The organism is Gemmatimonadaceae bacterium (assembly GCA_030647905.1).
Taxonomy (GTDB): domain Bacteria; phylum Gemmatimonadota; class Gemmatimonadetes; order Gemmatimonadales; family Gemmatimonadaceae; genus UBA4720.
On the sequence record JAUSJA010000022.1, the window covers coordinates 1 to 15538 of the forward strand.

Below are 15538 nucleotides of genomic sequence, written 5' to 3' on the forward strand. Positions count from 1 at the left end.
CCGAGGGCGTGGTGGACATCTTCGCCGCCGCGGGCTTGGCGAAGCCGGACATCTCGATCCTATCGGACGAGTTTCTGTCCGAAGTGCGTGGGATGCCACAGCGCAATCTTGCGGTCGAGCTGCTGCAGAAGCTCTTGAAGGGCGAGCTACGTACGCGCCGGCGGAAGAATCTCGTGCAGGCGCGGTCCTTCGCGGAGTTGTTGGAGCAGTCGCTGCGGCGCTATCAAAACCGCGCCATCGAGGCCGCCCAAGTGATCGAGGAACTCATCGGGCTGGCGAAGCAGATGCGCGAGGCGGACCGGCGTGGTGAGACGATGGGCCTCAGCGAAGACGAGCTCGCATTCTACGACGCGCTGGAAACCAACGACAGCGCCGTGAAGGTACTGGGCGACGACACGCTGCGCGACATCGCGCGCGAGCTTGTGGCGTCGGTGCGAGCCAACGTGACCATCGACTGGACCGTGCGCGAGAACGTGCGTGCCCAGCTTCGCGTGCTCGTCAAGCGCATCCTGCGCAAGCATGGCTACCCGCCGGACAAACAGGAGAAGGCGACGCAGACAGTACTGGAGCAGGCGGCGGTGCTGTCCGCCGAATGGGCGACGGTGTGAAGAGGGCACTAACCAACGTTTGCTGCTGACGAACGCGGGTGACTTCGGTAGCGGCGGCTGCGCCGCCGCGTTTTCTTTGAGCGTTCGCAGCAGAAACGCGATTCGTTAGGAGGCGTCCGCCATTTGGCGGTAGACGTCAGGTTGCAGAGTATGAACCGCGGAGGTGGTAGATGACCAGTGGTGAAAATGAGCCCAGGCTGCATCCCCGTTTCCTCGGTATGCCGCGGACAGAGCTCGGGCGATGGTCGAACCGACTCGCCATCACATTTTTCGTGCTATTCCCGCTCTGGTTGTTCTATGCAGTGTACTTGAGGCCAATCGCGCGTCCCACGTTTTTCTCCGACCCGCTCCATGCCCTCCTATTATTGAGTGCGGCAGCGGTGGCCATCGGCGGTGCAATTGTCGGTGTGCTGGCAATAGTGGCGAAACGCGAGCGCTCGTTCACGATCCTGCTGAGCATCCTTTTAGGCGCCTTTGTGTTTCTTTGGACGATCTCTGAACTCGTTGGCCACTAACGGGTGCCTCAGTGAGGCCAGCGCCCAGGCGGCCGCGCAGGAAGAACCGCAAATCAAAGAAGGGGAGGCCGATGTTTGCAAAACCAACTGGCGTCATCGTGTTCGCAGGGCTCGTGCTTGTAACGCTCACAGCGTGTAAAGGCGGCGATAAACCCACGGCGGCACCCGCTACATCCGCCTCTCCCGCGACGGCGCCCCCGACTGAACGTGTCGTTGGGCCGCTGAGCCCGGCCGACGCGCAGGCGCTTTCGACCATGAACGACCGGTTGAGGGACTACATCGACCTGCACACGAAACTTGAGCGCGCACTTCCAAGCCTTCCCGAAGACGCGACGCCGCAACAGATCCATAAGAACCAACGGGCTTTTGAAATTCTGGTGCGGAACGCCCGCGCGACGGCGAAGCCCGGCGATATTTTCACGCCGGAGGCGCGTCCCGTCATCAAGCGCCTGCTCGCCACCGTCTTCGGTGGGCCTGAGGGCCAGCAGTTGAAGGCGTCGATCATGGATGAAAACCCCGTCGGCCTCACCTTCTCCGTCAACGGCCGGTATCCCGACACCGTGCCTCTGTCCAGCGTCCCCCCCCAGGTGCTGCAGACACTGCCGAAGCTGTCCGAGGACATGGAGTACCGCTTTATCGGCGACCGACTTATCCTGCTCGATACGCACGCGCATGTCATCGCAGACTTCATCGAAGACGCATTACCAACAAAGTAGAGAGAAGAGGCCCTCATGCGTTCGCTGCATTTCCCTCACGCCGGACCTCTGTTACTCGGCGTCCTGTTCGCAACCGGTTGCCAGGACGTCGCGACCACTGGCTACGCTGCTGCCGCTGAGGCGTACCAGTCCGCCGAACCAGTGGTTGCACTGCCGAATAAGACGGGGTCGTTCAAATTCGGCGTCCTCGGCGATTTCGGCACCGGCGCTCTCGCCCAGTATCAGCTCGCCGGCCAGATGGCGAAGCTCCACGAACGGTTCAAATACGAAATCGTGGTGACGGTCGGCGACAACCTGTATGGGTCAGAGCGCCCGCAGGATTTCCAGAAGAAGTTTGAGATCCCGTATAAGCCGTTGCTCGATGCCGGAGTGAAGTTCTACGGCGCGCTGGGCAACCATGATGCGCGAGAGCAACAGCACTACAAGCTGTTCAACATGAACGGAAAGCTGTACTACACGTTCAACCCGAAACAGGACGTGCGGTTCTTCGTTCTGGAGAGCACGTACCCGACGCCCGAGCAGATTCAGTGGCTGGAGGACGAGCTCAAGGCATCGAGCAGCAATTGGAAGATCGTGATGTTCCATCACCCGCTTTACTCGTCCGGCAAGCGGCACGGTTCGGATTTGCGTCTTCGGGAAGTTCTCGAGCCCCTCTTCCTCAAGTACAACGTAAGTGTGGTCCTCAACGGCCACGACCACGTCTACGAACGCGTGAAGCCTCAGAAGGGCATCCAGTATTTTGTGGTGGGCTCCGGGGGCCAGCTGCGATCCGGCAACATCGACCGAAAGTCCGGCATCACAGCAAAGGGGTTCGACACCGACCTGGCGTTCATGGCTGCGGAAATCATTGGCGACGAGATGTACTTCAACGCCATTTCACGCGTGGGCCAAATCGTCGACTCCGGCGTTCTGACGCGTCGGAAGATCACGCGCTGACGTTCCAAAAAGAGGCAGACCGCCACAGCACAACCTGACGTCAGGTGTCACTCCAGGCGCCGCGGGCTCACATCATGTTTGTCCCGAAGATGTAGGCGTCCACTTTTTCGGAGGTTTAAATTCTGACCAGGAAATGCATTTCGTTCGCCATGGTTTTCGCGCTCGGCGCCCGGCTGGAAAGGGAAGTTCGAGTTCTAGCCAGAGCGAGCTAGACTGCCCAGGACGCCGCCAGGCTTCCCCTCGGTCTTCCCACTACTCGTCGGCATCGTCCCCGCGAAGTCTTAGGCCACCGGCGCGATCTGATACTGTTCCAGCTTCCCGTCAGCAGTTTCGTACGTCCACACTCGCAGCGCTCGCCCGGCAAACGTCGCACGGTAGGATCGCAGCGTCATACCACCCCGCTTGGATGTGCTCACCTGCACGAAACTGCTCGGCGCACCGAGCGGCGCGAGACTCGCAACGAAGTCGCGCAACGCAACGTCGCTGAAATATCCGTTCGCATTTGCGGTGAACAACGAACGATCCACGGTTCCCTTCTGCAATCCCTCGAAGATCGCGCGCGCCTGCGCAGTGCGACTCGCGGCGAGAGCATCCTCGGTCGTGAATAGCAGGCGTGCAATCTGACCCGCAATTGCACCTGATGCGGGCGCGGCATCCTGATTAGTCATTACGACGATCGCAGCGCTGTCTTCCGGATACACGAAGTTCTCCGCCGTGAAGCCGGATACCTCGCCACTGTGCTCGACAAGGAAGTGTCCGCCCGCCATCTGCGTGAACACGCCGAGGCCATAGTTGCTCGACGCGCCATTCCTTAGCGTCGTTACTCCGAACATCGCCTGATATGACCCGGGGGACAGCAGACTCCGCTGGATGAGCGAAATGTCCCACTTCGCCAGATCGGCGGCGGTCATCGCCAGCATTCCCGCGCCGTACATCCAGCCCTTTCCCGCATCAGGCGCGGGACGCAGAGGGCCAAGTCCGTAGCGTATGTAACCCGTCGGATCAGCTGCGCGCGGATTGGTGTCGAAATCACTCGCGCTCTTCATGCCGAGCGGATTGAGCAGCCTGGTCTGCACGAACTGAAAGAAGGGCATGCCGCTGACTTTCTCGACTATCATCGCGGCCAGCACGAAGCCGGTGTTGCTGTACTGCCAGCGAGTGCCGGGCTCGAAATCGAGCGGCTGTTTAGCCCACCGATCCATGATCTGCTGCGGAGTCGCGTTCTGGCGCATCGGCTCCATCAGATAATCCTGGGGCCAGAAATCCTGATAGCCGGACGTGTGCGAGAGGATCTGACGAATCGTTACCTCATTTCCGCGCGAGAGACCTGGCACATATTTGCCGACCGGATCCTCCAGCTTGAGCTTGCCTTCCTGCAGCAGCAACAACATAGCTGACGCCGTGAACTGCTTACTGATGGAGCCGACTGCATAGCGCATGTCGGAAGTTGCCGTCGTGCGAGGCTCGAGCCTCGCCGCACCGTAAGCTTTAGCGAACACGATCCGACCGTGCTGCACGATGGCGACGCTCGCACTCGGCACTCCGGTGCTCTGCAGCACCTGAGTAGCAACGGAGTCGACTGTCGCTTTAAGCCTCGGATCGGCAGTTTGCCCAGACGCTCCGACTGCGGTCGACGCGATCAGGCCAGCTACGACGGAGATTCTTCTTAGCATACGAGATCGGGTTGAAAGACGGCAGGCTGATGAGGTACAAATCTATGACAATGTCATGACGCCTAGCCGGACAGCCGTCTGTTAATGCTCCGGTTTATTTCCGGATGTCGATGAGTCTGGCAGCCGGGCTATCGCCGCCTCGCCGCCGTCTTGTCCCTCACCGGCCTGAACTCGGAACTCTCCCGATAATTAGGCCACTCCCGCGAGTTTGCAAGCTGCATCCCCAACGCCTGTAGCACCGACACGTCCTCCGCGATTCCTGCAAGATTCCACGTCGCCGCATTGTACTCGTCCGCCGGCTGATGATACGCGTCGCGCCGGTACGCCTCGTCGGCGGCATTCCCCGCAGCAGTGCCCCCAGTCAGCAGATCGATCCCGCTATCCATGTACAGCATCGGCACACCACGCTTAGCCATCGGGAAATGATCTGAACGGAAGAAATACCCCGCTTCTGGATTAGCATCGGGCGTGATCACGCGGTTGCTTGCCGCCAGCACCGTATTCAATCGATCCTCCAGATCGCTCTGCCCGTAACCGACGACGATCACGTCGTGAGCGCGGCCCGTGACACTGAGCGCGTCGATATTGAACCCCGCGACGGTAGTCTCGAGCGGATACACTGGGTTGCTCGCGTAATACTCCGAACCGATCAGTCCCTTCTCCTCAGCGGTCCAGAACGCGAACACGATCGAGCGCTGCGGCTTGGGGCCCGCAACGAACATGCGGGCGAGCTCAAGGACGGACGCGACTCCTGTCCCGTTGTCTACCGCGCCATTGTAGATGCTGTCGCGGCGCGCATCAGGGGCGCCGACGCCGAGGTGATCCCAGTGCGCTCCGTATAGTATGGTCTCGTCGGGATGCGTCGTTCCGGGCAGGCGGCCGAGCAAGTTCTTCGAGCGAATGGTCTGATGCTTCACCTGATAGTTCGCCGAGAATGTCGCGTTCGCGAGGGTGACGGGTTTGAACTCGCGAGTCTGCGCGAGACGCTTGAGCGCCTCGAAGTCCTGACCGACCTCCCTGAACAGCCGCACCGCATCATCCCTCTGCACCCACCCCTCGAGCAACGGATGCACCTCAGCCGGATTGACACGCACGATGTCGAACATCGTGTTGGTATTGGAATTCTTCACGGTTGCCCATCCATACGACGCCGGCGCGGTCTCGTGCACGATGAGCAGTCCGGCGAGTCCCTGACGCGCAGCTTCCTCATACTTGTAGGTCCAACGGCCGTAATACGTCATCGCCTTGCCGCCGAAATCACCCTGTCCGGTCTCGAAATCGGGATCGTTGATGAGCACGATGCCGACCTTGCCGCGCAGGTTCTCGCCCTTGAAGTCATCCCAGTTGCGCTCGGGCGCGCGGACGCCGTAGCCGAGGAATACGAGTGGCGCGTTCTGGATGTCGACGTGATCGACGTTCTGCATCGAGGCGCGCACGGCGACCTCCTGGCCCTGTGTGAGAGGGGAGGTTTGACCGTTGACGGTCACCGATAACGACGGCGCGCCGACGATGTTGAATTGGACGAGCGGCACCTCCTGAAACCACGATCTATTGGGACCACCTGGCTGCAGACCCGCCGCCTGTAAGCGGTCGCGAATGTAATTCGTCGCCAGCTCCTCACCGCGCGTCGCGGGGCCGCGGCCGAGGAATGCGTCGGATGACAGCGTGCGAACGGCCTCCGCGATGCGGCCAGCGTTAGCCGAAGCCCCTGCGGGATTCGTGGTCGTGCGGACGGCCGGCGTGCATGCGGTGAATGCGAGAACGGTGGCTATGTAGAGCGAGCACTTCATGATGGACCTCTGCTACCTGGACGTATGGCTTGATTAGGGATGCGCGGAATAATGGCGACGCGAGCGCTCAGCAACAATTGCGAGCTCCGTGGCGTCGTACTTATCGTGTTTCCGCTGCACACCGGGCCGCTTCGGGATCAGCGAGGGAGCGATCACGTCGCAGGCGTAGCCCCACTCCTGCATTGCGCGGTGCAGAACATAGCCCGCGCCGCTCGCTTCGTAGCACGCGCGGACGTCTCCGTCGCGACCCAGCCGTTCGAGGTATCGCTCGAGCTTCGGGGGACAGTCACAGTTCTTACTCGGGGAGATCTCGCTTCACTTCTGAAAGGGAGACTTCGATGGGAAGCAATAAGCGACGGAGCGAGAAGTCAGCAGAGGCCATAGTGGCGAAGAGGCTTCGGAGCAGGTGTGCCGCCCTCGATGCGAAGGGCCGAACGGAAAGGAGAGTGCATGTCGCGAATCTCGATTCGGGTGCTCCAGATGTCCGCCTCGGCGGAGCTACGCGAGGGAGGGTAGAGTGAAACTCGAGAGTACCACGCAAGCGGAGATACAGCCGGTCGGTGAAGAGGGAATTTCTACACTCACGTCCGCTTTCTCAGGGAGCCTCAACTTTTCGAACCGCCGTATACGGACCCGTACGTACGGTGGTGTGGGAGGGGAGTAGCGGTAATCAGCCGCTACCCCCTATCCCGATTCGATGCCCTTGCAAGTGAGCTTGAACGTTATGCGTCAGCCGGACATGATTGTAGATTCAAGCATCGGAGGCGGTATGCAACTCGAATTTACGGCAGTGTTTAGAGAGGCGCCCGAAGGCGGATACGTTGCCTTCGTCGAGGAGCTCCCTGGCGCGAACACTCAGGGCGAGACGCTCGAAGAGGCGCGTGAAAACTTGCGTGAAGCCGTTGGCCTCGTGCTCGAGTCTAATCGGCTTCTGGCAGAGCAGGAGCTAGGCGAGGATCAAGTAATTCGTGAGAGACTGCGGATCCCTGCCTAGGCGTGAAACGAGTCGATCTGATCCGGCATTTAGAAAAACATGGCTGCCGACTTCTGAGAGAAGGAGGCAGCCATTCGGTTTACGTGAACGCAGAGTCGCGGAAAGTGTCGACTGTACCTCGGCATCGCGAGATCAAGGACTTTCTTGCCAGGAAAGTTTGTAGAGCTCTTGAGGTCCCTGCCCTGACGCATAACACTCGTTGAAGCCGGCAAGCGATTGGGGGAAGCGCGCTTCTGGAGTTCGTCGTGTCGGGCGATTGGGCGTATGAGCGCTACAGCTACAAGTCGACGGATACTCCGAAAGCCGGTGGCTCTGTCGCCGAGGATACCGGCTGGGGGCTCGTGATCTACCACCACGACGCGGACGGAAAGTGGCGTGTCGCGCGCGACGCCTTCAGCACCGACACGCAGCTGCCCGCGAAGTAGCGGCCAAACGGCGGTTGGTGTTGATGGCCGGCTTAGGGCAGCGGGTGGGCGGCCGCAGACCAGAACGACCTTCGCGCACTGGTTGCCGTTTACAGCCTGGGTGCCGAGATGATCTCCGCGGTCGGGATCAAGTTCGACCTTCCCGTGATGCGCGCCGCCGATTCGGCTCTTTTTGCAACGTCGCGCGATACTCGGCACTTGCCTCGGCGGACCGGTTGAGCTCCATGAGCATATCGCCGAGCAGCTCGCGCGCCGGCACCAGCGGCCCCGGTGTCACGGCACTCTTGTCGGTCGCGTCCTCACGCGCGGCGGCTTCGCGCATGCGCGCCAGCGCGTCCGTCCCCCGATGCTCGGCGAGATCGAGCCAGGCGCGGGCGGCGAGATGCTGGATGGCCACCTGCTCCGCCCAATATCCTTCGCCCTTCGCGCTCAGCCGTTGCTGAATCGACGCCAACGAATCGATAGCCGCCCTGGCTTTTGTGAGATCGCGGGTGCGCGACGCGCCAAGTGCCCGCGCGAAGTATGTCATAGCCTCCGTGTACGGATAGGCGCTCGCTCTGGGCTCGAGTGCGGCGGCTTCCGCCCACGCGTTCCGCTCCAGCGCCCAGCGCGCAGGAATCGCCGCGAGCGCGAACACACCTGCAGAACCGGGCGCGGCGCCGGTGATCGCGGTGGGGTCGAAGCGCGCGCTGAGTGCCGGCAGTCCGTCGAGAATCGCCTTCGCCTCGGACTCCTTTCCCAACTGCAAATAGGCGTACATGGCGTAGTCGGCGGCGTGCAATGCTTCTGCGATGGAGCCACCGCTCAGGGCGACGTTCATCGACCGATTGTTCGTGTTGACTGATTCCTCCCACATGCCGACCCGGGTAAACGTGTGCGAGGGCATGTGCAGCGCGTGCGCGGCGGACGGCGCGATGCTCGCATAGCGCCGCGCGGCCGCTCGCGCCTTGTCAGCGAGTGGCGGATAGTCGTAGCTGTGGATGATGTAATGCGCGAGCCCTGGGTGATTCGGCTGCTTCGCCCAGAGCGGCTCGAGAATACTGCCCGCCTTCAGCTGATTCGCGTATGTCTTGTCCGTCGGCGGCGCGGACGCGGTGAGCGAGATCGCGTAGAAGATCGTGGCTTCGGTGTCCGCCGGCTGCTGCAATACGAGCTCGCTCATCGCGCGCTCGTACGCGATGATGCGTGTCCGCTGATCCTTGTGCTCGAAGTCGTCGTACAGCCGGCTGACGGCGTGAATGTACCCGCGCTCACGCTCGGACGCGCGAACGGCGAGTCGCATCGCGGCGTGGACGGCCTGCTGCCCCTGCTGTAGCAGCGCGACCGACCGGTTTCCAGCCGCCATCGGATTGGTCCATCGACTGAGCGCGATCCCCCAGTACGCCATCGCGCACGCGGAGTCGGCGGCGAGCACTTCATTGAAGGCCCGGATCGACGCGCCGAATTCGAAGGAGTGCAGCAGCGCAACGGCGCGATCGAACTGAGGCGCGACCCTGGGGCTGCACGACGTCGCGAAGTGAACGGTGCCGACGTTTTCAGTCGGCGCGCCCTGGGGATGTGCATGCTCCTGCGGATACGCGGCGAACGCGGGGAGAGTGAGAAGAACTCCGGCCGCGGCGACAGATACGCGTGTCATGTGCGCTCCTTGCTGCTTCATTGTGCGGCGCGAGAGCGCGGACAGCAAGTGCTTGGTCATGTGGGAACATCACCGATGGGTCCTTTCGGAGTCCCTGCGCGCTGACGCGCGGTCTTCCCAGCCGTCAGGGCATATGTAGAAGGTGAGACTTCGATCCGGCGAAGGCATCACGTCCACGAGACCGTGCTGCAGCGCGCGCTCGCCTCGGCCGTCAGGTCGAGCGGCATCTCGAAGCGAGCAACTTGCCACTCGCTGCGTCATTCCTTCGCAACTCATCTACTGGAAGGTGGCGCCGACATCCGGACCATTCAGGAGTTGCTCGGCCATTCGAGCCTGCGGACGACCATGATCTACACCCATGTTCTGAACAAAGGCGGGCTTGGCGTGCAGAGTCCTGCCGACCGACTGTGATGTGGTGACGCGGGCTGGTCGCTGGAGGATGGGAATGTAGGTCAGCGCGGCGCTCTGTCCTGCGAAGCAGATTTGCGATAATAGACTGCAAGGATTTCGCAGCCTAGTGCACTGCTGCTAAACCGACCACCAAGCGTTAAATGCAGTAGCTGCAAGCAATTGAGCGATTGGGACGAGCTTACGCCCGAAGAAATAACAGCGAGGCCTTGCGGCCATTGTGCGTGCCCCGCAGTATATCGTCGCCGTGTAATAAGAGTTAGATGGCTACCACACTCTCCTCCGTTCCTACATTGAGCCCGGACGATCCAGTAGCGAGAACGCTCATCGATATTGAGCGCGAAGTCCGAGTGCAGCTGCATGACGCAATGTCCGACTACGTGGAAGTTGCCGCGCGGGAACATAATCTGTTCATCCGTTGTGCGAACGCCATCGCAGGAAGGGATCTAGCTCCGCCAGCTGCGATCATGCTCGTGGCAACCGCTCGAGTTTTAGGTGATTTGCGGGTGTGCCAATGGGCTGCGATACACGGCTACGCCTTACAGGCTGAAGCGGTTGCTGCGACGGTTCACGAACTTGCCTACGCCGCGGCCTACATTGGTGAATCGGAAACGAGAGCAGAAGGCTGGTTGAAGCATGAGAATGAAAAGCGGCAATATCCGGAGTCCGGACATGCCGCGGTATTGGTTGATGTTCTCCGACGGCTCACCCTCTCTCCGGCACACGCAGCGCAGGAATATCAGATTTATCGGCAGCTCTGCCTGGCAAAACACGGAAATCCCGTTGTCCAGCGTCTTCACGGCACGACGCAGGTTGAAAGCTCGCGACTCATCGAACAACTTCCCTATTTTGATGAGAACACTCTCGTCATTGGGCGCTTCGGCCTTTTTCACGCAGAGCGAGCCGTATCGGCGCTATTGACGGTCCTGCTCTCGACGCATTTGCTGGAGAGTTTAGACGCGACGGTTATCGCAGAATTCTCAGCGATCACGGCGAGGCTTCAAGAGTTGGGTATTCGCGACGGACTCTATGAGGCCGGTCCCGATGGCCTGCCGATACAACTGTCCATCTAGTGGCAATCAAGCTTTCTCGCGCCGCCATCTCCTATGAGGCGTCATCTAACACTCGTTGAAGCTAACAGGCGATCTAATGTTGCTCGCTGCGCTCGCGAATTGTACGGTTCGCTCGCAGCTAGCTGAAGGCGTTGCCTGATGCGGGCCGACTTCTGCCCTCACCTTCAGTCGTCACAGGGAGATCGCCTTGTCGCACACCTACGTTCGCGCCTCGCGCATAGCCTTCGCGACGTGCTGTGGGGTCTTGGTCGGATGCTCGCAGCCAATCGTCACTTCAGATTCGGTAGTCGCCGCGAGCACGCTTGACTCTCTTCTCCGGAACACACCGGATAGTCGGCTACCACTCTCCCTTCGAGCACAGCTAGACGACGTCAGTGTCCAGCTGCGAGCGGGGGCAGTCCCGCCACGGGATTCGCTCTCCGTTAGCGCACTCGTCTCCTGGGCTGCCGTCGCAGCTGAGCGGAGAAGAGCAACCGATTCTGCGACCGCCGCTCTCGTCGCCCAGCGCGCCGCCGACTCCCGTGATCGACTCAGCCGCTACGCCGGATTCATCACCTCCGAGGCCGACAGCGTCGTGACGCTCATCGTCGCGCTCAACAAAGCGCCTAGCGGCGAAGCCCTTCAACGCACGCTTCCTGTGTTCGGATTGCTAATGACGAATATGGCCGACAACTTCGCTGCGCGAACGCCGCCAGCGGATCTGCAAACTGTACACTCGCAGCTCAGCACTGCCCTTCAGGGCATGGCGGGTGACATCGTGCGCGCCGGCAACTTGATGAATGTCAACTGCAACCAAGAGCGCTCCATGGGGATTGGGTGCGACGAGCTGCGCCTAAAGCTTGCCGGCGCGCAGCGCGCAATCGGCGCGATCGGCAGTGCCGACAACCAAGTAACGCAGTACCGTCTCGCACGGGCGCGAGCGGCAAGAATGCTGGCCGAGCACGGCGTAACATTGCCCGTCGCGCCATAGGGTGTAAGAGCAACACACAATGCCCAGATCTGCGAGGCACAGGCTAACGACGGTTGGTGCAGATGGCCGCGGTAGCGAAGCAGGTGGGCGGCCGCGCTCTGTCGTACCTTTCGGTACCGCGCGGCCGCCCACCTGCATTTTATGAAAGCGGCCACAGCACAACCTGACGTTATGCCGTCAGAAGGTCACTCCATGGCCATGCAGAGTCACGACAGCCGAGACATGGCGCTCGCGCAGCTGGAGACCGCGCTCCGGTTGTACTTCGAGCAGCATGACTACTATTCGGTCATCACACTCGCGGGCGCCGCGGACGAGATCTTCGGCAAACTTCTCATCGCAAAAGAACTCGACTCCTCCATCGAATCACTAAAGCGATCGGTGGCCACGATCCACAAGGTACTCACTGGCCAGGAGCTGGCTCCGTCAGCGGTGGTCGAGCGTGCCAATCGTGCCCGCAATGCACTTAAGCACTGGTCCCCGGCCCAGCCACCCATCGTGTTGTTCGACTCACTTGAAGAGTCGAAAGACATGCTCAATCGAGCCATCGACAATTACTGGGCACTCGAGGCGCGGCTATCTCCGGCAATGGAGCAGTTTCAGCGAGAATGTTTTGCCGCTCCGCAGTTGCCGTGAGCGGATAACCAAGGAGCGACTACTGATGCAACTGGAACATCGCGACATGCGGCAACTGAAACGCGTTGCCATCGCGCTCACGCTGATATTTCAGTCTGGCTGCCGCGGTAACGAGTTCACGTGGGCCTTTGCCCAGAACGCCGATGGGACGTTTCTGGGAAACGAGTTCTGCCGCGAGTCACTTGCCGAGTCGATCTATGCGCCTGAGAATCAAGGCAAGGTCGAACGGCAGGGAAGTTCAAACGTCTTCGTGTTTCGCGGGAGCATCGAGTCGTACACCGTGTACGCGTTTCGCACGCGGTCTGAGTGCGAGATCGTGCTAACGGGCATCAAGGCTAGACCGCAACCTTAGTGCGGCGGGTGCCGCGCCTGCGGCATAACGGCGGTTGGTGCAGATGGCCGTGCGAAGGAAGCGAGAGCGGGGCCGCCGCTCTGTGCGAAGACAGGTCTCGCGGCGGCCCCGCTCTCGCGGTTTATTGGAACGGCCACAGCACAACCTGACGTTATGCAGCAACCGGCTCACACGTGACGGGCGGTCCGACGCCCGTCACAGCGGCTCTGTAGCCCGAGTGTCAAGGTCGTCGAGAAGGTCGCATAGTGGCGCGATCCGCCACAATGGTAAGTTCTCGCCTGCTTGCGAAATCAGCCCGACGAGCGGATTAGCTTCGGCATCGACGAGAAAGACCGGCCCTCCGCTCGCCCCACCGAAATCCGTAATCTCAGGCGGCAGTGTTACTGTGCCGGCCTGGATCAGGTTGTCCCAGCTTATCTGCAGGTAAAACACCGTGTCGGACGAACTTTCAACTGGGAGCAGGAGATTGAGATCGCCATGGAGAATCTCCTCCCCATCAACCCGCAACAGTTTTGGGAAACCACACAGTATCACGTCGTCACCCTTGGCGACACGGGGCGGTGGCCAGAGCAGCTTTGGCCGATAGGGCACAGCCTTCAGACCTGAACGTCCCATCGGCGGAACCTCGATGAACCCGATGTCCCGCGTTGTATCCGCAAATACCAATCGAGGCGTTGCGATCGGCATATTGTCGCAGACAAGGACTACTTCTTGTCCGTCCTCCCGCAGGCGCCTGAACTCCTCGAGAACGTGCCACGCTGTCCCGATAACTGCACGCTGATTGGCGAACTCAATCAATACGCCTGACCCAGTGTTGAAGGACGTTTCTTTGTCGCCTTCTATCTTCGCGATGCGCACTGTTAACGCATGACTCCACGCTCTGAGTTGAGCGGCCTGAAAAAACACGTGGGCTTGCGTGTGTTTCGGATCAGCGGAGACGCGGCCGCGTATGCCCAGACCGTAGAGCCAACGAAGCCATGACGTCCATCGAGCCATGAGCAGCTCCTAGATTGCATTAGCGCGAGATGATCACCAAATCTACGCACCCGGCGCTTTCGGCATCTGAGCTTTTTTCAGAAGGTACTAACAGCTACTTTTTAGGTTCTCGCCCAAGCTGCATAACGAGCAGCAATCTGGGAGGAAGGAATTGATGTCGTTGTTGATATGACTGGGCTGGTGTCAAGGGGGCGTTCGGGGGCGTGTGCAATAATTGGCATCGATGAGATGACCGATGTCCAGCGAGACGAGAGTGAGAACAACACGGCGAACAACTAATCCTTGAGGTGGAAAACCGGAGGCGCCTGCGGCGGCTTCGACGATGAATCCTGCTGATATACGCCGATTGCGAAATCGCTTTCACAGAGCGGCAAGAACTGGATTCGTCCGGAGCAGGCTCATTCTAGGCACGGGGATTGGGTCGCGAAGAGCAACAGATCGACCTTACCGCATAACGCCCTCGAGCGTCCTCCAAATCGTGCCGCAAGCTGACCCTCCGGGTCCTCCACGTCAGGGACACGGCATTCGCATTAGTTCATTTTAGTTCATTGAAGACGTAGACGAGATCTGGGCTGCGGGAAGCTCCCGCATCACGGCCCAGAGAAAACCGACAAGCTCTCGCGCGACTGCCACGGCCGCGATCTGCGGCTGTTTCCGATACGCGAGGTGATTATAGAGCTTGTGCAGCCGGTGCTGCGCTTTCCATGCGTGGGTGATCACCGCCGCCGGCTGTCCCTGCTGACGCGCCTTGAGGTGCGTTCCCACCTGGGGCCGGTGGCGATAGCTCCACGCCGCCTGCACGAGCACGTGTCGGCAGTGGCTGTTGCCCGCCTTGGTAATCGAGCCTTTGCGTTCACGCGGGCCACTTGAGCTCTCGCGTGACACGAGGCCGAGATATGCCATCAGCTGCGTCGGCCGTTCGAAGCGCCGCCAATCCACGATCTCCGTCGCGAGCACCATCGCCGCGTGGAGCTGGAAGCCGCGGAAGCACTGGAGCCAACCGACCGCGGTCGCGTAGGCCGGCGACGTGGCGAGCTTGGTGATCACGCGATCGAGTTCGTCCCGCCGGTCGAGCTTGTAGTCCAGGAGCGAGAGGTACTCGCGGAACACCAGGGCATCCTCGGTCGCCAGCGGGGAGCTGACCGCCGCGAGAGTACGCAGCCACGCCAGGTGCTTCTGGGTCCAGTTGTCCCCGTCGCGATAGACGAACCCGCGGCGCGCGAGGAACTTGAGAATGTAGTGCCGCGACTTGAGCGTCTCGTGCTGGAAGGTCTCGCGGCAGCGGACGACGTCGCGGACGCGCTCCTCTGTGTCCGAGGGGACGCGCACCGCGGTGAGTTCACCGGCACGATGCAGTCGTGCGAGCTGCGCGGCGTCGTGCTTGTCATGCTTCCTTTGGACGCCGGGCTTGGTCGGGATGAGCGACGGGGCGATGACATCACAGATGACATCACATGCGTATCCCCACTCCCGCATCGCGCGGTGCAGGACATAACCCGCCCCACTCGCTTCGTAGCACGCGCTGAGCTCGCCCTGCTCGGCGAGCCGGTCGCAGTAGCGGCGGAGCTTCGCGAGATCGTTCGGCAGGCGGTCGAGGCGCGTCGGCGCGGGCGCGCCGTCAGGCAACACGGCGAGCGTGATCGAGTCCTTGTGCACATCCATTCCGAGGGTGATGATAGAGCGTGACATGGGTTGGTCCTCCACGAATGACTGCGACGGTTGCATGAGTCGCATGTGGCTCTGGCGACTCCGGTGAACACGAAGGAGCTAATCCACGTGAACGTCGGAGGGCCAGCCCAGTCATAATTTCTAG

Annotated in this window: 15 protein-coding genes and 1 pseudogene; 11 read left to right on the forward strand and 5 right to left on the reverse strand. The window is 60.9% G+C overall.

Going from position 1 to position 15538, the window contains the following annotated elements; translation table 11 throughout:
- The 4 genes from Q7S20_04530 to Q7S20_04545 all read left to right on the forward strand — a co-directional run.
- Positions 1-608, forward strand: a 608-nt coding sequence (locus Q7S20_04530) for a DUF3387 domain-containing protein (protein MDO8501090.1), incomplete at its 5' end; no start/stop codon positions are given.
- A gap of 170 nt (positions 609-778) precedes the next feature.
- Positions 779-1123, forward strand: coding sequence for a hypothetical protein (locus Q7S20_04535; protein ID MDO8501091.1), 345 nt, complete (start codon positions 779-781; stop codon positions 1121-1123).
- Positions 1124-1194: 71 nt separating this feature from the next.
- Complete coding sequence (locus Q7S20_04540; protein MDO8501092.1) at positions 1195-1839, forward strand: hypothetical protein; 645 nt, start codon at positions 1195-1197, stop codon at positions 1837-1839.
- 15 nt (positions 1840-1854) lie between these two features.
- Positions 1855-2775, forward strand: coding sequence for a metallophosphoesterase (locus Q7S20_04545; protein ID MDO8501093.1), 921 nt, complete (start codon positions 1855-1857; stop codon positions 2773-2775).
- 281 nt (positions 2776-3056) lie between these two features.
- On the opposite strand, the gene Q7S20_04550 is transcribed toward Q7S20_04545, so the two are convergent.
- A complete protein-coding gene (locus tag Q7S20_04550; GenBank protein MDO8501094.1) occupies positions 3057-4448 on the reverse strand; it encodes a serine hydrolase domain-containing protein in 1392 nt (463 codons plus the stop codon).
- A 128-nt stretch (positions 4449-4576) separates the two neighbouring features.
- On the reverse strand, positions 4577-6238 hold the full coding sequence (locus Q7S20_04555; GenBank protein ID MDO8501095.1) for a M28 family metallopeptidase: 1662 nt from the start codon (positions 6236-6238) through the stop codon (positions 4577-4579).
- 769 nt (positions 6239-7007) lie between these two features.
- On the opposite strand from Q7S20_04555, the gene Q7S20_04560 reads away from it, so the two are divergent.
- Complete coding sequence (locus Q7S20_04560) at positions 7008-7232, forward strand: type II toxin-antitoxin system HicB family antitoxin (GenBank protein ID MDO8501096.1); 225 nt, start codon at positions 7008-7010, stop codon at positions 7230-7232.
- A 245-nt stretch (positions 7233-7477) separates the two neighbouring features.
- Positions 7478-7657 carry a hypothetical protein gene (locus Q7S20_04565; GenBank protein MDO8501097.1) on the forward strand — a complete coding sequence of 60 codons (180 nt, stop codon included), beginning with the start codon at positions 7478-7480 and terminating at the stop codon, positions 7655-7657.
- Positions 7658-7784: 127 nt separating this feature from the next.
- On the opposite strand, the gene Q7S20_04570 is transcribed toward Q7S20_04565, so the two are convergent.
- Positions 7785-9293, reverse strand: coding sequence for a hypothetical protein (locus Q7S20_04570; protein ID MDO8501098.1), 1509 nt, complete (start codon positions 9291-9293; stop codon positions 7785-7787).
- 111 nt (positions 9294-9404) lie between these two features.
- Here Q7S20_04570 and Q7S20_04575 point away from each other — a divergent pair.
- The 5 genes and pseudogenes from Q7S20_04575 (at position 9405) to Q7S20_04595 (ending at position 12729) form a co-directional block, all read left to right on the forward strand.
- A pseudogene (locus tag Q7S20_04575) lies at positions 9405-9704 on the forward strand (tyrosine-type recombinase/integrase).
- Positions 9705-9964: 260 nt separating this feature from the next.
- A complete protein-coding gene (locus Q7S20_04580; GenBank protein MDO8501099.1) occupies positions 9965-10774 on the forward strand; it encodes a hypothetical protein in 810 nt (269 codons plus the stop codon).
- Positions 10775-11348: 574 nt separating this feature from the next.
- Positions 11349-11744 carry a hypothetical protein gene (locus tag Q7S20_04585; protein ID MDO8501100.1) on the forward strand — a complete coding sequence of 132 codons (396 nt, stop codon included), beginning with the start codon at positions 11349-11351 and terminating at the stop codon, positions 11742-11744.
- Between the two features lie 222 nt (positions 11745-11966).
- On the forward strand, positions 11967-12377 hold the full coding sequence (locus Q7S20_04590) for a hypothetical protein (GenBank protein MDO8501101.1): 411 nt from the start codon (positions 11967-11969) through the stop codon (positions 12375-12377).
- Positions 12378-12402: 25 nt separating this feature from the next.
- Positions 12403-12729, forward strand: a complete 327-nt coding sequence (locus Q7S20_04595; protein ID MDO8501102.1) for a hypothetical protein — start codon at positions 12403-12405, stop codon at positions 12727-12729.
- A gap of 195 nt (positions 12730-12924) precedes the next feature.
- On the opposite strand, the gene Q7S20_04600 is transcribed toward Q7S20_04595, so the two are convergent.
- Together Q7S20_04600 and Q7S20_04605 are read right to left on the reverse strand one after the other, a co-directional pair.
- Positions 12925-13725 carry a serine protease gene (locus Q7S20_04600; protein ID MDO8501103.1) on the reverse strand — a complete coding sequence of 267 codons (801 nt, stop codon included), beginning with the start codon at positions 13723-13725 and terminating at the stop codon, positions 12925-12927.
- A 540-nt stretch (positions 13726-14265) separates the two neighbouring features.
- Positions 14266-15414 (reverse strand): IS110 family transposase, encoded by a 1149-nt coding sequence (locus tag Q7S20_04605; protein MDO8501104.1) that lies wholly within the window; start codon positions 15412-15414, stop codon positions 14266-14268.
- Positions 15415-15538: the final 124 nt, after the last annotated feature.